This is a genomic window from Armatimonadota bacterium (genome assembly GCA_018268395.1).
Classification (GTDB): domain Bacteria; phylum Armatimonadota; class Fimbriimonadia; order Fimbriimonadales; family Fimbriimonadaceae; genus JAEURO01.
This window is the reverse complement of the sequence record JAFDWQ010000001.1, coordinates 838,596-860,296: the sequence shown is the minus strand read 5'-3', so window position 1 is coordinate 860,296 and position 21,701 is coordinate 838,596. Positions and strand designations below refer to the sequence as shown.

Genomic DNA, 21,701 nt, shown 5'->3' with positions numbered 1-21,701 from the left:
ACGGTCGGAAAAGAGAGGGCCACGGTGCGTTTACTTTACGGGCGGGACGGCGCCGTAGACGTACTCGTCTTCGACCTGAGGATGGTCGCCGACGCCCGGGCCGACGAACCGGAGCAGCCTCGGTAGGCTCGTCATCGGGTCGACGAAAAGCTCGATCGGGCTGGCCGGGCCTTTCAAGGTGAACTTGTCGAGCTTCTGGCCGTTCACGGTCACGCCGCGGTCGATGTTCCAGCGGGTTTGGTCGTCGAGCAGCTTGAGGAGGTAATCGACCGACGTCTGGCCGGAGGCGAACGACGTCACGTCGCCGTTGTGGTTTCCTTCGATCACGAGCATGCCGCCACGGACGACTTCGCCGGACTTGATCGCGGAGCCGATCTCGAGGTGCAGGCCCTGGACGTCGTGGCCTTTTCCGACTTTGACGCCGACTTTGTCCTTGAGATCGGCCGGAAGGTCTTTGACCTCCTTTCCGTCCACGATGACCTTCTTCGTCACCTTGCCGTCGGGTCCCTTCTCGGCTTTGATCTCGACCGACCGCCCTTGGGCGTCGCCGATCGGGCTGCCTTGGACTTCGATCTCCTTTACCGGCCCGTCGAGCCTTTCGCCCGTGACGATATGGACGTCCGCACCGGGGCCGCCTTCGGACTTCCGAATCCGTTGGGTGCCGTTCGCGTCGTGGCCGATGGTCAGTTCGAACAGCTTGCCGTCGAGGGCGTTGACCTTGCCTTCGGCGATCGGGGCGCCTAGCGCGTCATAGAACTGTCGCGAGAGCTTGCCGTTGGTGACCGTCGTCTTGGAGGTCAGCGTACGTTTGCCGCCGACCATTGTGAACGAGTCGATCACGTAGTTCTTCACGTCGCGGATGGCCTTCGCCACGGTCGCAGGTGACGCGAGGGCGGTGCGGGGGACGCTGAGCATGCCGCCGATGGCGACGGCCGCGACGAGCGCGGCGGGGATGCTGAGTTTTCCGATAATGGTCATGGTCGTTCTTCTGCGTTTCTCCTGGAGTCTTTCGACCACCCGCCCTTTCGCCTCCGGGCTGGAGCCTTCGGCCCTCAGTCGTAGGATGTCTTCATTCAGCTTCATGGTTCGCCTCCTGAGCCTCGTCACCGATCAGCGTCCTCAGGTTCTTCCGGGCAAAGTGCAGGTGGGACTTGACCGTGCCGGGCTTGAGCGCCATGACGTCGGCCACTTCGTCCACGCTGAGCTGTTGCACTTCGAACAACAGGAACGCCTCGCGGTGGGCTGCGGGGATCTTGTGGAGGGCGCCGAGCAGCGCGACTTCGTTCTCCACGTCGGCGATACGGCGGTCGTGGCGGCCGCCGAGCACGTCGAGGGGGAGGGTCAGCCTGCGCTTTCTGCGCCATGCGACGTATTCGCGGAAAGCGATCCGGTGAAGCCAGGTCCTCATGCCTGACTCGCCCCTGAAGGAGTCCAGGGCCTGGTAAGCGTTGACGAACGTCTGCTGGGCGAGATCCTCGGCGGCCTCCCGGTGCCGAGTCAGATGGTTCAAAAACCTGAAGATGTCGTCGTGGTGGGCGTGGACCCACTCACGGAGCGCCTCGCTGTCGTACGTCGCCGGCCTTGCCAGGGGAAGGTGCTTTTCGAGAATCATCGTTCTCCGACCCAACTGAGAGCGTTACCGCACGAACGGTTGAAAGAATTTCCGATCTTGGGACTTGGGTGCCACGGAGCGTCCGTAGCCTGGACGGGCCAAAATGTCGGGATGGACCGCATTCCGGGCGTCATCGTCCGCCCGCTCGCCCGCCACACCGACTCCAGGGGTTGGCTCCTCGAGCTGTTCCGTGACGACGAGCTGCCGGACGGCTTCGAGCCCGCAATGGCCTATATCAGCATGACGGGGCCGGGTGTGGCGCGCGGCCCGCACGAGCACGCCGGCCAAACGGACGGGTTCGCGTTCGTGGACGGACGTTACGAGGTCTATCTGTGGGAGAACCGGCCTGGGCAGGAGGAAGCGTTCGAGCGTTTCGAAGCGGGGTCCGAAAACCCCCTCGCGGTCTACGTCCCGCCAGGAGTCGTGCACGCCTATCGCAACGTCGGCGACCGAGACGCCTTCGTGATCAACTTTCCCGATAGGCTTTATGCAGGACGGGACAAGGCCGGGCCTGTGGACGAGATCCGGCACGAAAGCGATCCGGACTCCCGCTTCCGGCTGCCGGACTGACGAGTCACCCGGCGATACGCCCGGCTGGGGCACAATACCGCCGGGATGAGGCTTTTCGTCACCGGTGCGGCCGGGTTCATCGGATCCAACTTCGTGCGCCTCGTGCGCGGCTTGGCCCCCGACGTGCCGATCGTCGCCTATGACGCTCTCCGCTATTCCGGCATCCTGGCCAACCTCGACCCGGTCGCTGACGAGGTCGTCTTCGAATGCGGGGAAGTGCAGGACGCGGAAACGGTCGGTCGGCTCCTTGACGAACATCAGATCACCCATTTGGTCAACTTTGCGGCTGAAAGCCATAACGATCGTTCGCTCTTGGACAATAGCGACTTCGTCCAAACGAACACTTTCGGCGTGCAGGTCCTGTTAGAACAGACCCGGAAGCACGGCCTGGAGCGAATGCTCCACGTCAGCACCGACGAGGTCTACGGTTCGATCGCGGAGGGCGAGTTCACCGAGCAAAGCCCGTTACAGCCGAACACGCCCTATAGCGCGAGCAAGGCGGGCGGCGACTTGCTGTGCCGGGCCCATTGGACGTCGTACCGCACGCCGGTGGTCCTGACACGGGGCGGCAACACGTACGGGCCGAACCACTTTCCCGAGAAGCTCGTCCCGTTCTTCTTGACGCGCCTGTTGCAGGGCAAGAAGGTGCCGCTCTACGGCGAAGGGAACCAAGTGCGCGAGTGGATCCACGTCCGCGACCATGCGGCGGGCATTTGGACGGTTTTGACCAAGGGCGAGCCAGGCGAGGTTTATAACATCGGCGATGTGAACGAGCGCCCGAACCGGATCGTCGTCGAGAAGATCCTGGACCGGCTGCAGTTAGACGGCCGTCTCGTCAAGAACATACCGGACCCGCGCAAGGGCGCCCATGACGCCCGGTACTCGATGACGACGCGCAAGGTCCAGGCGCTCGGTTGGAGACCAGAGGTGCCGTTCGACCAAGGCCTGAACGACACGATCGACTGGTTCCGCGACAACCGGGCTTGGTGGGAGCCGATCGTGGCCGACGACGGTTACCGCGCGTTCGTGAAGGCGTTCTACGGGCCGAGCCTCGGTGAGGACCTGTGAAGGGGATCGTCCTAGCGGGCGGGACCGGAAGCCGGCTGTTCCCCCTGACGACCGCGACGAGCAAGCAACTCCTTCCGGTTTACAGCAAGCCGATGGTCTACTATCCGCTCAGCGTCCTGATGCTGGCCGGCTTGAGGGACATTCTGGTGATCACGACACCTGGCGACCAGGAGGCGTTCCGAAAGCTCCTGGGTGACGGGTCGCGCTTCGGAGTCAGGCTGTCGTACGCCGCCCAGCCCGACCCGGGGGGTCTCGCCCAGGCGTTCCTGATCGGCGAAAGCTTCTTGGCGGGAGAGGGGGCCGCGCTGGTCTTGGGCGACAACGTGTTCTACGGCGGCGACCTCACGCACCTCGTCAGAGAGGCGGCCTCGCGGGAGGCGGGGGCCACGGTGTTCGCCTATCAGGTCGAGAATCCAAGCGACTACGGCGTCGTCGCGTTCGACGCGACAGGAAAGGCGGTCGACCTTGAAGAGAAGCCACAAGCGCCAAAGTCCAATTTCGCGGTCACCGGCCTGTACTTTTATGACCGTTCCGTGTGCGACAAGGCTCATCGGCTACGGCCATCGGCGCGAGGTGAATTGGAGATCACCGACTTGAACAGGCTGTACTTGGACGAAGGGTCGCTACAAGTGACGCGTTTGAACCGGGGCTATGCCTGGTTGGACACGGGCACGTACGGCTCGCTCTTGCAGGCTTCGAACTTCGTGGAGGCCGTGGAACAGCGACAGGGCCTGATGATCGCGTGCCTGGAGGAGATCGCCTTCCGGAACGGTTGGATCGGTGCCGATTCCCTGAAAGAGACGTCCGATTCGATGCCGTCTACGGCTTATGGCCGCTACCTTCGACGGATCGCCGATGAAGCCGAGTGACCAGGCTGGTATCCTCGGGTCCATGTGGTGGGTGCGCCGTTCGGCGGTCCTGTCCTTGTGCGCGGCGGTCTGTTCCGCCCACGCGGGGCTGTCGATCAAGCGCGTGCTGCTGATCCCGGTCGACGACAGGCCGGCCACGACCCAGTTCGCCCAAATGATCGGGCACCTGGCCGGGGTCGAAGTCGTGACGCCGCCGGACGAGCTTCTCGGCCACTTTGTCCAACCCGGTAAGCCTGAAGCCATCACGAAGTGGCTTGCGGAAACGTTGCCGTCCTGCGACGCCTTGGTCGTCAATACCGACATGATCGCGTACGGCGGACTGATCGCATCACGGACCGACAGGACGTCGTACACGCTGGCGATCAAGCGCCTCCGCGATTTTTGGCAAGTGCGCAAGCAGAATCCGGGGATCAAGGTCTACGGGTTTTCGGCGATGATGCGGCTCGCCCCGACCGCGACCCGCCAGAACGCGGCGTGGCGGAACCAACTGGCGCGCTTTGTGGACGTCAAAGAGCGTCTCAAGTCCACGGACACGGCCCCGCTTCGCTCGACGGCCGCGAACCTCAAAAAGCAGATCCCCGTCGGCGAGATCGATCGGTACTACGCCGTCCGTGACCGCGACCATCGCGTCCAGCAAGAGCTGATGCGGATGACGAGACTGGGAGCGTTCGACTTTTTCGCCCTAGGTCAAGACGATGCCAAGCCGGTCGGCCCCCACGTGCCGGAGTCGAAAAAGCTCATCGAACTTTCGAAGAGCCTGGAGATCGCGGACCGGATCATCCATGCGGCGGGTATCGACCAGTTGTCCAATGTCTTGTTGAGCCGTGCGCTGATGCGGTCGGAGACATGGACGCCGAAGATCCGGGTCGTCTATGCGGACGAGGCCGGTCGACAAAAGATCGCCTTTTACGAGTCGGAGACGCTCGACAACAGCTTGCGCGACCAGATCATCGGGTCTGGTGCGGACTTTGCCAAGCCTGGTGAGAGCTTCGACTACTCTCTTTACGTCAACACTCCGGACCCTAAGGCGTTCGCCTTGGACGCGTTCCTGCGGTCGATGAAGACGGAAGTCGATCAGGGGATGCCCGTCGCGATCGCCGACGTCAACCTGGGGTCTTCCGGTACGGCGGACCCAAGGCTTTACGACGCCTTGACCGCGGAGGGCCGATCGTCGCGCGTCCTCGCCTATGCCGGATGGAACACGGCTGGGAACACGATGGGCACGACGATCCCGGCGGCGAACGTGTACATGTTGGCCCGACGCGCCGGTGCCGATCCTCTCCAGCGGGAAGTCGCGTTGCGCGCCTTCATCCTCCATCGGCTGGTCAACGACTTTGAATACCACAAGTTCGTCCGGCCCGAAGCGTACGCAATGATCGATAAGCTTCCGAACGCCTCGCGGGAGGAGACGTACGGCCCCGCCCTCGCCAAGGTCGACGCCCTCGTCAAGACCGATCTCGGCAACAGGTTGCAGAACCGCTTCAAAGAGCAGCTCCAAGGGACGAGGTTTTTCGCAGGTGCGAAGCAATACGAGGTGACGAGCATCCGTGACGTCGAGATCAGGCTGCCTTGGCCGCGCGCTTACGAAGTCAAGCTCGATTTTTCCATCGAGGTCGAGCCCTTGTCCGCCGCCGCTCAGAACGTCGATTTCAGTCAGTTCCCGATCCTGCCCCTCGGCCCGGGCGGCGAAAAGTACTAGACACAGGGTAACCTGTAGGGAATGATCGCCCGGCTCCGCGGTGAGGTCCTCGAGAACGACGGCGCCTCGGTCGTCGTGGACTGTCACGGTGTCGGATACCACGTCCTCGTTCCCGCGACCGTCGCGTTCGAACTCGTCGTCGGTGGCACCGCCGACCTCTACGTGCGGCACGTCTTTCGCGAAGACGACCAGTCTCTCTACGGTTTCGTCGCCGCCGACCAGCGGCGGGCGTTCGACCTGTTCCGGGACGTGAAGGGGTGCGGCCCAAAGACGGCGCTCGCGATCCTCGGGTCGATCGGCGAAAGTGGAGCGATGCAAGCGATCCTCGCCCAAGACGTCAAAGCGCTCACGCGGGTGCCGGGAGTCGGGCCCCGACTGGCCGAACGGATCATCGTCGAGCTGAAGGACAAGGTGCCCCAAGTCGAGTTCGAGCAGAAACTCGCAGCGGTGGTCGCCCGCCCCAGGACGGCGAAGCAGGACGAACTTCTCGAGGCCCTGCTGGCTCTCGGATACCGCCGGCAAGAGGCCGAGGCGGCTGCGGCCGAAGCCCGGGACCAGGCCGACGACGTGTCTGACCAGATCAAGATCGCTCTCAGAGGCCTTGTGCGATGAGCCGTCCCGGCGAGTTGGAACCGACCGCCTTGGTCGAAGACCAGGGTTTCGAACTGGCCCTTCGGCCGCGGCGCCTGGCCGAATTCATCGGTCAGGACGGACTGTGCTCCAATCTGACCGTGTTCCTATCTGCGGCCAAGCTTCGAGACGAACCGCTCGACCACTTGCTTCTCTACGGGCCTCCGGGACTCGGCAAGACCACGCTGGCCCACATCGTGGCGAACGAAATGGATTGCCCGATTCAAGTCACGAGCGGCCCGGCGTTGCAGATCCCAGGCGACCTCGTCGGCATCTTGACCAACCTCGAGCCTGGTGCCGTGCTGTTCATCGACGAGATCCACCGCCTTCCGCGGACGGTCGAAGAAATGCTCTACCCGGCCATGGAGGACCGCAAGGTCGACCTCATGATCGGGAAAGGGCCCGCCGCACGCTCGGTCCGGCTCGAGGTCCCGCCGTTCACCGTGATCGGTGCGACGACGCGACAAGGACTCCTGACCGGGCCGCTCCGTGACCGGTTCGGCATCGTCATGCACTTCGCATTCTACGACTCCGAGGCGCTCTATCAGATCGTGCGGCGGTCGGCTGACGTCTTGGGATTCCCGATCGACGAATCGGGCGGCCGCGAGATCGCCGGCCGGTCACGTGGGACGCCCCGTATCGCGAACCGGATCCTGCGTCGGGTGCGCGACTTTGCCCAGGTGGACGGACGGGACGTGATCGACCGCGCGATCGCCGACAAAGCGTTGGCTGCGCTCGGTATCGATCCCCTCGGGCTTGACCGCGTGGACCGGGCGATCTTAAGCACGATCGTCACAAAGTTCGCAGGCGGACCGGTCGGTCTCGACACGCTCGCCGCCGCGACAGGCGAAGACGCGGGAACGATCGAAGACGTCTACGAGCCGTTCTTGCTCCAACAGGGATTCATCCAGCGCACGCCGAGGGGTCGAGGGGCGGCCGAAGCCGCTTACCGGCACTTGGGGATCGCGCCGCCGGCAGCTCAGGACCGCGGGCTCTTCGAATAGCGGCCGAAACTGACGATGAACTTCGCCCCATGGGGCTGATTGTCTTCGACCGTTAGCTCTCCCGCCCGGTCTTCGACCATACGGCGGCAGATCGCGAGTCCGATTCCGAACCCTCCTTCGCTCCGGTTCCGCGAGGCGTCGGTCCGGAAGAACCGTTCGAACACTTGGGTTTTGGCTTCGTCTTCGATCCCCGGGCCTTGATCGGACACGGTCAGGACGGCCCCCGAAACGTCTCCCGCCAGCGTGATCCAGCACTCCGATCCTTGCGGTGAATGGCGGAGCGCGTTGGCCAACAGGTTGTTGAGCACGGTCTCGATCTCGCGGAGTTCGATGGCGGCCATGGCGGAAGAGATCCGCGACCTCAGCCCGACGCCAAGTTCCTCGAAACGGGGGCGCCATCGGTCCACGGTCTCTTGGACCGTGATCGCCAGTTGTTGCGGTTCGACGGGACGGTCGTCTCCGCCCGAGCTGACGAGAAGGGTGTCGGTCAATTGGGACAACCGTGCCGCTTCTTCCACGATGACTCCGAGGACGCGTTCGTACTCTTCCGGCGTTCTGGAGCGGAGCAGCGCCGTTTCCGCCTGCCCCCTGAGGATCGTCAGCGGAGTGCGCAGTTCATGGGCCGCGTCTTCGACGAAGCGTTCCTGCCTCCTGATCCCGCTTTCGAGCCGGTCCAAGAACGCGTTCAAACGGACGGCGAGTGGGCCGAACTCGGTGCTGGACGGTACGGCGAGCCGGCTCGAGCGTCCCGCCAAAGCGAGCCTGTCCGCCTCGTCCGCCATGGCGAGCAAGGGTCGGAAGGTGCGCGTCACGCTGAACCATGTGATCAAGGCAGCGAGGGCCACGAGCGGGATCCAGATCAGGGCCAGCATGACGTTGAGCTTCTGTTGGGCGTCCAAGACGTCTTGCCAGTTGTCGCCGACGACGAACGTCCGGCCGTCGATCGTCCTCGACACGAAGCGGACCGGGTAGCCGCCCATGTTGCTGATGCCTTTGCCTTCTACGTTGTCGAGCGTCACCGATCCGTGCGAGAAGAGAGCGGACCCGGCCGCGTCGAAGACGGCCGCACTGGGCGACCTGGGGCTCCGGACGATGTCGGTCAATGACTTGACGTTGGCCGACGCCCGATACTCGACGGTGAACGCATTGAGGACGGTCAGAAGTTCGTCGTCGGCGGCATGGGACTGTTCGAGCGCGTACGTACGGGCGGCGACCCAGAAAAGGCACGCCAGGAAGGCGCCGAAAAACGCGGCGACGGTGAGTGTCAGTCTGAGCCTAAGGCTACGGGGACGCAATGTCGCGCAGTTCCATCACGTATCCTACTCCACGGACGGTATGGATCAGCTTCGGTTCGCCCGCGCTCTCGATCTTCGAGCGCAGGTAGTTGATGTAGACAGGCACGACCGTCGAATCCCCGTTAGGGTCTCCCCAGACCGCGTCCATGATCTGCGTCCGGCTGATGACCCGCCCTCGGTTCCTGAGCAGGTGTTCGAGCAAAGAAAACTCGCGAGCTGTGAGGTCGATCCTACGGTTTCCACGGACGACCTTCCGGCTGACGGGTTCAAGGGTCAGGTCGCCGAGGGTGAGCCAACTGTAGTCGGACGGCCGACGCCTCAACAGGGCCCGGACGCGGGCTAACAACTCGTTGAGCTCGAACGGTTTGGGGAGGTAATCGTCCGCTCCCAGGTCAAGGCCTTTGACGCGGTCCTCGACCGCGGCGCGCGCGGTCAAGACGAGCACCGGCGTCGCGATCCCGGCCCTCCTCGCTTCCTCAAGGACGGCGAACCCGTCCATGTCGGGCAAGAGCAGGTCCAGAATGGCGACATCGAACTCCGAAGACTTAAGCCGGGCGGCGCCTTCTCGGCCCGTCTTCGACCACGTGACCGAATATCCGAATTCCTTGAGGGCCGCTGTGACGAACTCAGCGACCCGGGGCTCGTCCTCTACGACCAGAATCTTCATTCCCGCAGTGTCGTCGACCGCCATGAGTTTACTGCTCTCTAAAGTCATCCGTTTCCGCCTTCTTCACGACCTATGTTAGACGGGGACTCTTGACCGTACATTAGAATCAGGTTGGAAAATCTGAATGTGAGGGATTCCTTGCTCGAATTTGAGGGAATGTGAAGGCTGGGGCGTCCCGTGCGCCTGTGCCAGGGCCAGATTCGAACCGATAACCCGGTTAGGTCAGCGGTATGCATGCGCTCATCGCCCTCATTGGCGTCGCCGGAGCTTCCCAACAGGTTTCGCCCGAAGAACTGTACGAGAACGCCTCGCCGTCGGTGCTGACCCTCACGGTGGACAGGCCGGGAGGCACCGTCTCGATCGGCACGGCGTTCCTTGCGTTCCGGCCCAACGTCGCCGTCACGGCTTGGCACGTGGTCAAGGGTGCGCGCAGGGTCACGGCCAAGTTCTCCGACGGGACGAGCGTCACCGTCCAGGGCCTGATCGACAAGGACCCCGCTAAAGACATCGCCCTCATTTCCCTTGAGACCGGTTCGCGTAAACCGCTCCCATTGGCCGGTCTCGACCCGAAGGTGGGCTCGAGGGCGTTCGTCATCGGGTCGCCAAAGGGCATGGAGTTCTCGATCAGCGACGGCCTCATCAGCCAGACGCCCATCGTGGGGACGAACCGCCTCTACCAGTTCACGTGTCCGGTCTCACCGGGGAACAGTGGAGGGCCACTGTTCAACACGGCCGGCCAAGTGCTCGGCATCGTCTCGTGGCAATGGCGGGACGCCCAGAACCTGAATTTCGCCGTTCCGACCAAGGAGTTGGGGGGACTCGACAACGCGCACGCTTCCGTCCCGTTCTCGGCGACGGTGGCCGTTCCTTCCGGGCCCTTGCTGAAATCCGTGGACGACAAGGCGCTGACCGACCTGTTCCATACGCTCGAACTAGGAGTCAAGACCAAGGACGACGGGACGGGCAAGACGGCGTTCGTCTACGACGCCGAAGGCACGAAGATCACGCTTTTCCAATACGCGAAAGACGCTCCCTCGGGGCCGACCGTCAACCTTAGTCTTGGAGCGGGCTACTCGGGCGCGGCGGATCTCGACCTTGAGAAACTCAACGCTTTCAACCGTGAACACCGTTTTGCCCGCTGCTATCGCGACGAGGCCGGGACGGTCTTCGTCGAAGACGACGTCGACCTGGAACCAGGGATCGGAACGGCACGCCTGGTCCGCTTCATCGAGACGTTCGGCCAGACCGTCTCCGAGTTCGAGCGGTCGGTCTTCGGCGGCAAGACCGTAAGGACGACGCAGACGGCACCTCAGCCGGGCACCGGCCACGACGCCCTCTGCGTCCAGATCGGCGACGGCGAGTTGGAGAAGGTGCTGGACAGTGTCAAGGTGAAATGGACCAAGGTCGAAGACGGCTCCGGAGCTTCGAGCTACGAGTTTCTGCACTCGGGCGTCAAAGTCCGTCTGCACCAGTTTTCGGACCGTGGTCAGACGGGCCCCGCAACAAGCTTGGCTTTGACGGTCGGCGTCGCCATGGACCGCTCGGTCCCGTTGACCAAGATCAACGGCCTGAACGCTTCGGCCCGCTTCTTCAAGGTCTTCACGGACTCGGAAGGCGACCCGTTCCTGGTCGCGGACCTGGACTTGGCAGGCGGGGTCGCGCCAACGGCGGTTCAAGAGTTCGTCCGCTCGTACTTGGACACCGTGCCGTGGTTCCTCAAGAAGCTCTCGGACAAGGACTAGATACAATCGGCCGATGTTGCGGCTGACGGGGACGTTCCTCGACGAAATCACGCACGACATCCCGAGCCAGAACTGGGGCCCGCGCGAATGGAGGCGCGAGTTCGCCCTGTACCGCGCGATCGGGATCGATACGGTCGTTTTGATCCGATCCGGCTACCAGGACAAGTGTGTGTTTCCCGCACGGTCGGTGCCCGGCCTTCTCCCTGTCCGCGAAGACCTCGGCAGGCTCTTTCTTGACCTGGCCGAGGAATTCGGTCTCTCGCTGTATTGGGGCCTCTTCGATACGGGCCGTTTCTGGACGAGACGGACTTGGTGGCGGGAAGTCGAGTGGAACCGGGCCTTTGTGGACGAGGTCGTCGAGCGCTACGGCTCGTCTCAGGCTTTCGCGGGCTGGTACATGTGCCACGAGGCAGCCCGCAACGACCTCCATATCATCGATATCTTTAACTCTCTAGGCCGATACTGTAAACAAACCCTCGACCGGCCGGTTTTGATCTCACCGTATCCGATGGGATCGAAGCAGTTCGGTCCCGGAGATACGTTCACCTTGGACGAGACGTTCGAGCACTGGGACCGGGTCTTCGACGCGACCCAGGGCGCCGTGGACGTCTGCGCGTTCCAGGACGGCCAGATCCAGTACGCGGAACTGCCCGCCTTCCATCAAGGGGTGAAGGGCCTGTGCGACAGGTACGGGATCACGTGTTGGTCGAACGTCGAGTCGTTCGACCGCGACATGCCGATCAAGTTCCCTCCCGCCGACTGGCGTTATCTCAGGCTCAAAATGGAGCAGGCGTCCCAGGTGGCGGAGAAGATCGTGACGTTCGAGTTCGCCCACTTCCTGTCACCGCACTCTTGCTACCCGTCCGCTCATAACCTGTTCCGCAGGTATTGCGAGGCGCACGGAATCGACGCGGATCAGGCTCAGGTTTCGGCTTCGTCTTCGATGTAGACGTGGTAGCTCATTCCGTAGGGGTCGGTGACGTAGAACCCGAACGGCGATTCGCCCGTCACTGTCCCTCCGGAGCGTTCTACGGCGCTCCGGGCCTCGGCCGCCTCGCCTGTCACGAACTCTTGAAGCACGACGGGCTTCTCGGCGACGTCGACCCAGATCGTGAAGTTCGAACCCTTGAGTTCGACCGAGCCTTCTTCCCGTGCGGTCTCCTCGAGCTTGAAGAGGCCCTTATAGTGCCGGACCGCCTGTTCCAGTTCGTCGGCGCGCACTTGGACCGAAATATGGTTGCTCCGGCGGAACATGAAGGGAGGATACCGGCGCGGTGACGGGTCCGACCCGGATACACTGCGCATCCATGCGAGCCAGGGCGTTCACGCTGATCGAGCTCTTGGTCGTCATCGCGATCATCGCGATCTTGGCCGCGATCCTGTTCCCCGTCTTTGTCGAAGCGAAAGCGACGGCCAAACAAACGGTGTGCCTCAGTAACGCGAAGCAGATCGGCATGGGCTCGCACCTTTACGCGGCCGACGAGGACGACCGGATGCCTGCCTGGGCGACCAGGGTGCCGTCCGTGAACGGCGGCAACAGCGACTACTTTCCGCCCGATCTGCAATTGATGCCGTACATCAAGAGCGACGCCGTCTGGTCGTGCCCGAGCGACACCAACCCGCGCCGGGATCCGAACGGTATGCCGTGGTGGGACGGCCGTTACAAGACGCTCCGGCTCAAACGCTCCTATTCCTATGTGGGTCCGATCTATACCAAGCAAGCGAACGGATCGGACGACAACACCGGCGTGTACAGGTTCCTGAAGAAGAGCAGTTGGGACACGACCGGGCGGTCGACGTCCGAATTGAGCGAACCTTCAGCCACGATCGCCTACGTGGAGCAGTACTCGCCTTCGGTCGACGACCAGTACGTCGGATCGGTCTGGGGCTCCGGCTTCATCGACTGCGACACGTCGAAACTTGCCGGCCGGGTCAAGCCTGCCAGGGGCCCGATCGATTTGCCGCCTCCTGGCTGCGGGTCGGCGTACAACCAGAAGACGACCCCGGGCCACAGGTCGAAGGGCAACTACGTCTTTAGCGACGGACATGCGGGGATCAAGACTTGGGAAGCCGTCCGTCGTAACGATTTCTTCGTGTTCAAGGTGGTCAAACCGTCACTGTCCTTCGATCCGTAAGCCTCTCAATTCTTTAAGCCTATCCTTCGAACCTTAGAACCTCGAAACTGAGGAACGGGAGTAAAATGAACCCAGATCAGGCTTTGCCTGATGGAGATTCAAATGGGAAACGTGAAGGATATTGAAGGAATCGGCGGTGCGTTCGCCGAAAAGCTCGAAGCTGCCGGCGTGAAGACCGAGGACCAACTCTTGCAGGCAGGCGCCACTCAAAAGGGCCGTGAAGAACTGTCCGGAAAGTCGGGCATTCCCGAGTCGAAGATCCTCGAGTGGGTCAACCGAGCCGATTTGGCCCGCATCAAGGGCGTCGGTTCGGAGTACGCCGATTTGCTCGAAGCCTCGGGCGTCGACAGCGTGCCGGAGCTCGCCCAGCGGAACGGTGCCAACCTTCACGCCAAAATGGCCGAGATCAACGCGGCGAAGAACCTTGTCCGGTCGATGCCGAGCGAGTCCGTCGTCTCGGATTGGGTCGAGCAGGCCAAGGCGCTGCCGAAGATCGTCACACACTGATGGAAGACCTCGTCGCACAAGTGGCCGCGAAGCTCGGGATCGACCCGGCCCAGGCTTCTGACGTCCTGGCCAAGCTTCAGTCCGGTGGCCACGATGTGCCTGCGATGCTTCAGAACGGGGACTTGGCCGAGAAGGTCCAGGGCCTGTTCGGAGGCGACCTCCAAGGCATGCTCGGCAACATTCCAGGAGTCGGCGACCTTCTCGGGCAGTTCGCCCCTCAAGAGACCGGGTCGACGGATTAGACTTTGACCACCCGGGACGGGGCGCCCTGTTCCTTCAGGACGGGCGCCCCGAATGCCCCCCGCCCCAAGGTAGCCTGGATCCATGGGCCGGATGTTCGACATGCAGACGGAGGTCGGTCGGGCCAGTACGATCCCTTCCCGTTTCTACTGTGACCCCGACGTCTTCGAACGGTCGAAAGACCAGGTGTTCGCCAGAAGCTGGCAATGGGTCGGAGACCTGGATACCGTCAAGGTTCCAGGGCAAGTCCATCCGTTCACCCTGTTGGAGGGGTGTCTCGACGAGCCGCTGGTCCTGACCCGCGACCGTGACGACGGTCTGCATTGTCTGAGCAACGTGTGCACGCACCGGGGCAACCTGGTCGTCGAAGGCGACGCGAACCTGAACAGCCTGAGGTGCCGGTACCACGGTCGCAGGTTCGGCCTCGACGGCAAATGCCAGTTCATGCCGGAGTTCGAAGGTGTCGAGGGTTTTCCTTGTGCTGCCGACGATCTTCCCCCGGTCTCGTTCGGGCAATGGAGGAGGCACGCGTTCGCTTCGGTCGAGCCCGAAACGTCCCTGGACGACTATCTTGCCGAGGTCGAGGAAAGGGTCGGTTGGATACCTGTCGAAACCTTTCGGTCCGCGCCGGAGAGGGGCCGCGACTACCTTGTCAACGCCCACTGGGCGTTGTACGTCGACAACTATCTCGAAGGCTTCCACATTCCGTACATCCATGCGGCCCTGAACCAGACATTGGACTACGGTCAATATCGGACGGTCCTCTTGAAGCATGGGAACCTGCAACTGGGAGCAGCGGCCGACGGCGAGGAAGCGTTCGTCCTTCCGGAAGGCCATCCGGACTCGGGCGGTCGCATCGGCGCGTTCTATTTCTGGCTGTTCCCGAACCTCATGCTCAATTTCTATCCGTGGGGCCTTTCCGTCAACGTCGTCAAGCCGCTGGCCCCGAACCGGACCAAGGTGAGCTTCATACCGTTCGTCTGGGACGAATCAAAGTTGGGTTCGGGCGCCGGAGGCGCTTTGGACAGGGTCGAGCGCGAGGATGAAGCGATCGTCGAACTGGTCCAAAAGGGCGTCCGGTCCCGGTTCTACGACCGGGGCCGGTTCTCACCTGCACGAGAGAACGGCGTCCATCAGTTCCACCGGTTCTTGGCCGAGAGGCTCTCATGAAGACGGTTGCGGTCGGGCTGTGGAGCTTGGCCGTTGCGTTCGCATTAGGCGCTTTCGGAACGCACAGTCTCAAGGACAGATTGACGCCCGACCTGTTGGAGGTCTTCCGGACAGGCCAGGTCTACCAGGTCTATGTCAGTTTGGCGTTGGTCGGCATCGGCTTGGCCGCGGACCGTACGGGCGGAAACCTGCGATGGCCGGTCCGGCTCGTCTGTGCCGGGGGCCTGGTGTTTTCGGGAAGCCTCTATGTTCTGGCCTTGAGCGGGGTGCGCGTCTGGGGTGCGGTGACGCCTCTAGGCGGCGTGTTCCTGCTCGTGGGAACGGCGTGGGCGGCTACGGTCCTCGCCCGCAGGACAGATTAAAAAGCCCCGGACGGGCGATTTTCCGTCCGGGGCAACGCTCACGTTCGTTCAAACGTGGCCGTTGGGTCGATTACGAGGACTTTCGTCGGCGGGCGATCAGCGCCGCGACGCCCGTACCAAGGACCAGCATGGTCGCCGGTTCCGGAACGACGTCGGCCGAGCTCGTAAAGGCCGCCGTGAAGGTCGCGAACGTACCGAAGTCGGAGTAGTTGGCGAAGCTGAAGCTGTACTGCTCGTTCGCGAGCGCCACCGGAACGTCCGAACCGGAGAAGTCGACGACGGCGTTGGCCAGGCTGCTCGACCCGGCGTTGACCGGAGTGAGGAAGGAGCCGCCCGAGAACGTGATCGAGAAGAACGGGTTGTTCGGGTCGGTGGTGTAGAAATCGATGACGCCGCGGCCCATCGTGTAGAGGGTGCCGTTGATGACCGGGGTCAGCAACACGGGCTTCATGTCGAAGTGCGTGTTCGCCGTCGCTCCGCCGCCGGTGAAGCCCGGGGTCTGAAGCGTGAGGCCGGAGGCCGTCCAAGAACCGGAAAGCGTGTTGTTGACCTTGTCCCACGTGAAGAGCGGGCTGTCGGCGAACTGGGCCGGGTCGGAAAACGCCGCGATCGTCACACTGGCTTGGCTAGCAGCAGCGGCCGAAACGAAAAGGGCCGTGAGCAAAAACTTACGCATTTTAATTACCTCTTCACTTGCAAGCGCGGCGCGGGGCCCACCGGCTTCCGACGCGCACACTGATCCCAATAGGAATCACTACCGATGATACAGCATCTGCAGGCACAGCCGGGGACCGAAGACTGATTTCCAGCGTAAATACCGGCCGAAATCCGTCACATTCTGAACGGTCACATTCTCGCGATGACGGCGTCGCCGAAACCGCTGCACGAGACCTCGGTCGCACCGTCCATCGCGCGCGCAAAGTCATAGGTCACGTTTTTGGAAGCGATCGCGCCTTCGACGCCTTTCACGACCAGGTCCGCGGCTTCGTGCCAACCGAGGTAGCGGAACATCATCTCGCCGCTCAAGACCACGCTCGACGGGTTCACTTTGTCCAGGTCGGCGTACTTCGGCGCCGTCCCGTGGGTCGCTTCGAACACGGCGTGGCCCTTCAGATAGTTGATGTTGCCGCCAGGAGCGATGCCGATGCCTCCGACCTGGGCGGCCAACGCGTCGCTGATATAGTCGCCGTTCAGGTTCGGAGTGGCGATCACGTCGTATTCGGTCGGACGGAGCAGGATCTGCTGAAGAAAGTTGTCGGCGATGACGTCTTTGACCAGCATCTTGTGGCCGTCGACCTCGACGTTCAGCCACGGCCCGCCGTCGATTTCGACGCCTCCGAACTCACGCTTGCAGAGGTCGTAGCCCCACTTGCAGAACGCTCCAGAAGTGAACTTCATGATGTTCCCTTTGTGGACTAACGTCAGCGACTTCCGCTTGTACTGGGCCGCATATTTCAACGCGGCCCGCACCAAGCGTTCCGTCCCTTCGCGCGAAATGGGTTTGATGCCGATCCCGGACGTCTCGGGGAAGCGGACCTTGGCGAAGCGGTCCGGGAAGTTCTCCTTCAAGAGCCTGAGGAACGTGTCGCACTCGGGCGTGCCTTGCTCGAACTCGATGCCCGCATAGATGTCTTCGGTGTTCTCCCGGAAAATGACCATGTCCACTTTTTCGGGGGCCTTGACCGGACTCGGGACGCCCGGGAACCACCGGACGGGTCGCAAGCAGACGTACAGGTCGAGCTGCTGACGAAGGGCCACGTTCAAGGAACGGATGCCTCCTCCGACGGGCGTCGTCAAGGGGCCTTTGATCCCGACCAGGTACGTGTTGAACGCGTCGAGCGTCTCTTGAGGCAGCCACGAGCCGGTCTTCTCGAACGCCTTCTCACCCGCTAAGACCTCGAGCCACTCGACCTTCTTCGATCCGCCGTACGCCTTTTCGACCGCGGCGTCCAGGACACGGACGGCGGCCTTCCAGATGTCCCGGCCGATACCGTCGCCTTCGATGAACGGCAAAATCGGATCGTTCGGGACGTGGAGCCCTTCGGCGGACATCGTGATCGGGGAGCCCATGGGTGGGCAGGATACCGGTCCCGTCACCAGGTATCCCGGTAAGAGGGCCCGGACCTGGGGTCAGTCGTCGCCGGTAAAGCACCCGCCGTCGCCGTCCGGACGGACGTGGGGCCGCATCACGGTCTCGACACCCTTCCAGGCATAAGGGTCGGTACCGCACACGAGTTCGATGTCCCGATGGTCGTGGAGCGCCATCCCGGTCGGCTTTTCCGGCCAGAGCCATGGCAGGAGCGACTGCGCGCTCATGTAGTGCGTCACGAGGGCGCGGCGGTAACCCGCAAGGGCGGTGTTCGGCAACGACCTGTGCAACAGGTAGCCGTTGAAGACCACCACCGTTCCCGCCTTCACCTCGACAGGGACCCCAGGATCGTCGCCGTACGGGGTGTCGAAACTCTCCCATGAGCAGTCGAACCTGCGGTCGTGGTGGAAACGCATCGGCCACAAGACCCCCGGAGCGTGGGAACCCGGTACGACCCAGAGACACCCGTTCTCGACCGTGGCGTCGTCCATCGCGAGCCAGCAGCCGGTCAGGGAACGGTCACGGGTGGGAATGTAGTCTTCGTCCTGGTGCCAAGCCTGGCCGGGCTTTCCCGACGCCTTGACGAACAGCATCGACTGCATACATTTGACGTCCGGGCCGATCACCGTCCGAAGGATCTCGACGAGGCTCGGGTGCGCCATCTGGTCCTTCATCAGCGGGCTGATCTTGTTCGGGAAGTGGATGCAGAGCGTCTTCTTGAGGACGTCGTCGTCGGGTTCGTCCTCGCGGCTGGGGACCAGGCCCGCGACGTCGCCCAATTCACCTCGGCAGATCCGGACGGTCTCGCGTTTCAATGCGTCGAGTTCGTCCTTCGTGAAGGCGTCTTCGACGGCGAGGTAGCCGTTTTCGCGATAGAAGGCCCCCGCTTCGGGCGCGAGAGGCGACCGGAAAAATCCTGCCGGACGACCGGCCTTTGGCCACGAACCGAACGGTTGCATCGTTCCCCTTCCTATTTTAGGCGCAAAGGCCGGTCATTCGAGATGGGCGCCGTTCGCTTCCAGAGTGAACCGGTACCCGAAGTACTGGGCCGCGTTCCGGCACATGACCATGCGTTGCAGGAAGATTTCAAAGTACTCCATGACCGTCGCGAAGGACGTATCGATCTCCAACTTGAGCGAGACGGTCTTGTCTTCGGCCACCATGTCCACCCGGCTTCGGGTCACGGCGTAGTTCACGCGGTCATGGATGTCGAACGATTCCAAGATGGGGTTTTGGACCCTTGACCGGTGGACGTCGCTCTTATCGGCGATGATCAAAGCGGCGCCCATGAGGCTGATCGGTGAACCGGCAAGCTCTTCATGGTTACCGATGGCCCCGAGGACCGGCGCGATTTCGGCCGCCCCCATGCCCATTTCGTCCAGGAGGCGGTACGCGATGCCGGCTCCGGAGACCGGGTGTCCGATCCGGTTGATCACGTTCCCGATGTCGTGAAGGTGGGCTGCGATCTTCGCCAGTTCGACATAGCGCGGTTCGGCCTCGAGCTTCTCAAGGATGCTCCTTGTGATGCCGCCCACGACCTCGACGTGGCGATGGCCGTGCTCCGTGTACCCCATGGCCTTCATGAGCTCGTTCGCCCCGTCGATCAAATGCCTGACCTTGGGATTGGACTTGACGTCCTTGAGGGTCACGGGCCTTCCCGTCGTGCGGTTCTCGATGGCCATTCCGCTGCTAGGTTATCCCAGCCTGCCGCTAGGGTACGACCAGTGGCGCGCTTTTGCCTTTGGCGACCTTGTCCAACCATCCGCGCAGGCCGCCTTCCGCCTGTGACCCCTCGACACGGGGGACCGCATAGGGATTGGCTTTGGGATCGGTAGAAGCCCTCGCTGGAGAGCTTCCTGCTAACGCGACGGCTTGATACCGGTACGTCTTGCCCTTCCATTTGAACCCGCGTAGGAGAGCCGGGTTCTTCGGGGCGACCCCATAGGGAAGGGCGAGCACCCGTGGTTTGGCCCCGAGGCCCTTGAGCCAGTCCATGGAACGGGCCAGTTCCGACTTGACTTCGGCGTCGTCCAACCTGTCGAGGAACGTGTGCGACATCGTGTGCGAGGCCAGTTCGCATCCCCAGGACAGGAGCGCCTTGACTTTCTGCTTACCCGTCTTGTTCGATCCGAACGGCCCGTTCGGGAGGATGAAGAACGTCCCTTTGACCGGAAAGTCCGGGTGGCTCTTGGCAAACTCCTGCCAGACACCGACCGCGCAGTCGGGATCGACGGAACCGTCCTTGCGATAGCTGAACTGGGATTCGCGCGAATCGTCGAACGTGATGACGACGGGAGAGGCGCCGGACGGAATGTCGAACTTGCCGTCCAGATAGTCCGAAAACGTCACCGGGCGGTACCCCATGTCGTAGAGCCTCTTAAGGTCGTTCCGGAAACCCTCCTTCGAGCGGAACATGTACTTGTCGACCGGTCCGATCGAGTGGTACATCACGATCATCACACGGCCGTTCGGATTAGCCTTTCTGTCGGTCACCCGGTCCGGCCGGGCAGGGGCATAGGACGGGACGCCCCATGACACGGTCGCAGCGGCCAGCAGGGAGAGGGACAGGACCGGAACGACCCGGGACAGGGACGACAAGACGGTCAAAGGGTGCTCACCGAAAAGGATGTTACTGGATCGAACCGGACAGGATACACGTCGGTCCCGACCCGCACCAAAGCGGCCGGACACCGCTTCGGTGCCAAGGTACATTGAACCCATGCTCGACCGCCAGTACATCCGACAAAACCCGGATCTCGTCAAGGCCGGTTCGCTCCGGAAAGGGGTCGAGGCGCCGGTCGACGAATTCCTGAAGACCGACGCGGCATGGCGCGCTGCGACGACAGAGTGGGAGCGCGTCCAGGCCGACATGAACAAAGTCAGCAAGAGCATCGGCGCATTGATGGCTCAAGGCCAAAAGGATCAGGCCGAAGCCGCCAAGTCCGAAGCCGCGGCGCTGAAAGGCAGGGTCGGCGAACTTGAAGAAGCGGCGCGAGATCTGGAGGCGAAGCTTCGGGAGATCGAACTGCGCTTTCCGAACCTCCCCCACGCGACCGTCCCCGACGGGTCGACCGTCGAGGAGAACGTGGTCGTGCGGGAATGGGGAGAAAAGCCGGACGTCGGCGACCCCGCCGTACCGCACTGGGACGTGGCGTCCGAGCTTGGTCTGATCGACTTTGAACGCGCGACGAAGGTCAGCGGGAGCGGGTTCGCCGTCTATACCGGACTCGGCGCCAAGCTCCACCGGGCGCTCGTCCAGTTCATGCTCGACTTCCAGATCTCCCAAAACCGTTACGACGAGGTCTACCCGCCTGCCCTCGTGACCCGCGCTTCGCTCGTCGGGACGGGCAACCTGCCGAAGTTCGAGGAGGACCTCTACGCCACGCGGGACGAACTTTATTGCATCCCGACCGCCGAGGTCCCGGTGACGAACCTCTACCGGGACGAGATTTTGGAGGGCACCGATTTACCGATCCGGCACTGCGCGTTCACGCCGTGCTTCCGTCGCGAGGCGGGCGCGGCCGGGCGGGACACGAGGGGCATCCTTCGCACCCACCAGTTCGAAAAGGTCGAACTCGTCAAGTTCGTGCTGCCAGAAACGTCTTACGACGAGTTGGAGGCCTTGGTCACCGACGCCGAGTCCGTCCTGCAGGCCCTTGGCCTGCACTATCGCGTGCTGCTGCTTTGCGCCGGCGACATGGGCGAGAAAGGGTGCAAGTGCTATGACCTGGAGGTGTGGTCACCGGGCGAGGGCCGTTACCTGGAAGTGTCGAGCTGTACCAACTTCGAGGCCTATCAGGCCCGCCGCGCCAACATCAGGTTCCGCCGGGCGCAAGGTGAAAAGCCCGAGTTCGTGCACATCCTGAACGGGAGCGGGCTCGCCGTCCCGCGGTTGTTCGTCGCGCTCGTCGAGTCGTACCGGGATCCGGAGACAGGCTCTGTCACCGTCCCGGAGGCGCTGCGCCCCTACATGGGCGTCGACGTAATCGGCCGGCCCTGACAATCGACGTCGCCCGCTCGGAGTCCGAGCGGGCGCGACGTC

At 62.9% G+C, this 21,701-nt stretch carries 24 protein-coding genes; 14 read left to right on the top strand and 10 right to left on the bottom strand.

What is annotated here, in order from left to right; translation table 11 throughout:
* Positions 1-30: 30 nt before the first annotated feature.
* Both JST30_03920 and JST30_03915 read right to left on the bottom strand, forming a co-directional pair.
* A complete protein-coding gene (locus tag JST30_03920) occupies positions 31-1,083 on the bottom strand; it encodes a hypothetical protein (GenBank protein ID MBS1713464.1) in 1,053 nt (350 codons plus the stop codon).
* Positions 1,070-1,612 (bottom strand): RNA polymerase sigma factor, encoded by a 543-nt coding sequence (locus JST30_03915; GenBank protein MBS1713463.1) that lies wholly within the window; start codon positions 1,610-1,612, stop codon positions 1,070-1,072. The genes JST30_03920 and JST30_03915 overlap by 14 nt, the downstream gene beginning before the upstream one ends.
* A 111-nt stretch (positions 1,613-1,723) precedes the next feature.
* On the opposite strand from JST30_03915, the gene JST30_03910 reads away from it, so the two are divergent.
* Genes JST30_03910 through ruvB form a run of 6 tightly spaced genes read left to right on the top strand, consistent with a single transcriptional unit; the run spans position 1,724 to position 7,452 of the window.
* Complete coding sequence (locus JST30_03910; GenBank protein MBS1713462.1) at positions 1,724-2,182, top strand: dTDP-4-dehydrorhamnose 3,5-epimerase family protein; 459 nt, start codon at positions 1,724-1,726, stop codon at positions 2,180-2,182.
* Between the two features lie 45 nt (positions 2,183-2,227).
* Positions 2,228-3,250, top strand: coding sequence for a dTDP-glucose 4,6-dehydratase (locus tag JST30_03905; GenBank protein ID MBS1713461.1), 1,023 nt, complete (start codon positions 2,228-2,230; stop codon positions 3,248-3,250).
* Positions 3,247-4,119 carry a glucose-1-phosphate thymidylyltransferase RfbA gene (gene rfbA, locus JST30_03900; GenBank protein MBS1713460.1) on the top strand — a complete coding sequence of 291 codons (873 nt, stop codon included), beginning with the start codon at positions 3,247-3,249 and terminating at the stop codon, positions 4,117-4,119. Before JST30_03905 ends, rfbA begins: the two co-directional genes overlap by 4 nt.
* Before the next feature lie 22 nt (positions 4,120-4,141).
* Complete coding sequence (locus tag JST30_03895) at positions 4,142-5,818, top strand: DUF4127 family protein (protein MBS1713459.1); 1,677 nt, start codon at positions 4,142-4,144, stop codon at positions 5,816-5,818.
* Positions 5,819-5,839: 21 nt separating this feature from the next.
* Positions 5,840-6,430, top strand: a complete 591-nt coding sequence (gene ruvA, locus JST30_03890) for a Holliday junction branch migration protein RuvA (protein MBS1713458.1) — start codon at positions 5,840-5,842, stop codon at positions 6,428-6,430.
* On the top strand, positions 6,427-7,452 hold the full coding sequence (gene ruvB, locus JST30_03885; protein MBS1713457.1) for a Holliday junction branch migration DNA helicase RuvB: 1,026 nt from the start codon (positions 6,427-6,429) through the stop codon (positions 7,450-7,452). The genes ruvA and ruvB overlap by 4 nt, the downstream gene beginning before the upstream one ends.
* Here the strand turns inward: ruvB and JST30_03880 are convergent.
* Positions 7,428-8,747 carry a HAMP domain-containing protein gene (locus tag JST30_03880; GenBank protein ID MBS1713456.1) on the bottom strand — a complete coding sequence of 440 codons (1,320 nt, stop codon included), beginning with the start codon at positions 8,745-8,747 and terminating at the stop codon, positions 7,428-7,430. The genes ruvB and JST30_03880 overlap by 25 nt on opposite strands.
* The gene (locus JST30_03875; GenBank protein MBS1713455.1) at positions 8,734-9,414 is read right to left on the bottom strand and encodes a response regulator transcription factor; all 681 of its coding nucleotides are present in this window, start codon (positions 9,412-9,414) and stop codon (positions 8,734-8,736) included. The genes JST30_03880 and JST30_03875 overlap by 14 nt, the downstream gene beginning before the upstream one ends.
* A gap of 230 nt (positions 9,415-9,644) precedes the next feature.
* Here JST30_03875 and JST30_03870 point away from each other — a divergent pair, with 230 nt between their 5' ends.
* Positions 9,645-11,156: a trypsin-like peptidase domain-containing protein gene (locus JST30_03870; GenBank protein ID MBS1713454.1), complete on the top strand. Its 1,512-nt coding sequence runs from the start codon at positions 9,645-9,647 to the stop codon at positions 11,154-11,156.
* Positions 11,157-11,169: 13 nt separating this feature from the next.
* On the top strand, positions 11,170-12,105 hold the full coding sequence (locus JST30_03865) for a DUF4434 domain-containing protein (protein ID MBS1713453.1): 936 nt from the start codon (positions 11,170-11,172) through the stop codon (positions 12,103-12,105).
* Here JST30_03865 and JST30_03860 read toward each other — a convergent pair.
* Positions 12,078-12,410, bottom strand: a complete 333-nt coding sequence (locus JST30_03860) for a hypothetical protein (protein MBS1713452.1) — start codon at positions 12,408-12,410, stop codon at positions 12,078-12,080. The two genes, JST30_03865 and JST30_03860, sit on opposite strands and share 28 nt — an antisense overlap.
* 53 nt (positions 12,411-12,463) lie before the next feature.
* Between JST30_03860 and JST30_03855 the strand changes: the two genes are divergently transcribed.
* The 5 genes from JST30_03855 (at position 12,464) to JST30_03835 (ending at position 15,570) form a co-directional block, all read left to right on the top strand.
* Positions 12,464-13,291 carry a prepilin-type N-terminal cleavage/methylation domain-containing protein gene (locus tag JST30_03855; GenBank protein ID MBS1713451.1) on the top strand — a complete coding sequence of 276 codons (828 nt, stop codon included), beginning with the start codon at positions 12,464-12,466 and terminating at the stop codon, positions 13,289-13,291.
* Between the two features lie 102 nt (positions 13,292-13,393).
* Positions 13,394-13,798, top strand: a complete 405-nt coding sequence (locus JST30_03850; GenBank protein ID MBS1713450.1) for a DUF4332 domain-containing protein — start codon at positions 13,394-13,396, stop codon at positions 13,796-13,798.
* Positions 13,798-14,040 (top strand): hypothetical protein, encoded by a 243-nt coding sequence (locus JST30_03845; GenBank protein MBS1713449.1) that lies wholly within the window; start codon positions 13,798-13,800, stop codon positions 14,038-14,040. Before JST30_03850 ends, JST30_03845 begins: the two co-directional genes overlap by 1 nt.
* 82 nt (positions 14,041-14,122) lie before the next feature.
* The gene (locus JST30_03840; GenBank protein ID MBS1713448.1) at positions 14,123-15,208 is read left to right on the top strand and encodes an aromatic ring-hydroxylating dioxygenase subunit alpha; all 1,086 of its coding nucleotides are present in this window, start codon (positions 14,123-14,125) and stop codon (positions 15,206-15,208) included.
* Entirely contained in the window at positions 15,205-15,570 is a 366-nt protein-coding gene (locus tag JST30_03835) for a DUF423 domain-containing protein (protein MBS1713447.1), read from the top strand. Before JST30_03840 ends, JST30_03835 begins: the two co-directional genes overlap by 4 nt.
* Before the next feature lie 70 nt (positions 15,571-15,640).
* Here JST30_03835 and JST30_03830 read toward each other — a convergent pair whose 3' ends face one another.
* The 5 genes from JST30_03830 to JST30_03810 form a co-directional block, all read right to left on the bottom strand.
* Positions 15,641-16,246 (bottom strand): PEP-CTERM sorting domain-containing protein, encoded by a 606-nt coding sequence (locus JST30_03830; GenBank protein MBS1713446.1) that lies wholly within the window; start codon positions 16,244-16,246, stop codon positions 15,641-15,643.
* 170 nt (positions 16,247-16,416) lie between these two features.
* A complete protein-coding gene (gene icd / locus JST30_03825) occupies positions 16,417-17,640 on the bottom strand; it encodes an NADP-dependent isocitrate dehydrogenase (protein MBS1713445.1) in 1,224 nt (407 codons plus the stop codon).
* A 60-nt stretch (positions 17,641-17,700) separates the two neighbouring features.
* Entirely contained in the window at positions 17,701-18,618 is a 918-nt protein-coding gene (locus tag JST30_03820) for a phytanoyl-CoA dioxygenase family protein (protein MBS1713444.1), read from the bottom strand.
* 33 nt (positions 18,619-18,651) lie between these two features.
* Positions 18,652-19,341: an HD domain-containing protein gene (locus tag JST30_03815; protein MBS1713443.1), complete on the bottom strand. Its 690-nt coding sequence runs from the start codon at positions 19,339-19,341 to the stop codon at positions 18,652-18,654.
* A 28-nt stretch (positions 19,342-19,369) separates the two neighbouring features.
* On the bottom strand, positions 19,370-20,266 hold the full coding sequence (locus JST30_03810) for a polysaccharide deacetylase family protein (GenBank protein ID MBS1713442.1): 897 nt from the start codon (positions 20,264-20,266) through the stop codon (positions 19,370-19,372).
* Positions 20,267-20,378: 112 nt separating this feature from the next.
* Between JST30_03810 and serS the strand changes: the two genes are divergently transcribed.
* A complete protein-coding gene (gene serS / locus JST30_03805) occupies positions 20,379-21,659 on the top strand; it encodes a serine--tRNA ligase (protein MBS1713441.1) in 1,281 nt (426 codons plus the stop codon).
* Positions 21,660-21,701: the final 42 nt, after the last annotated feature.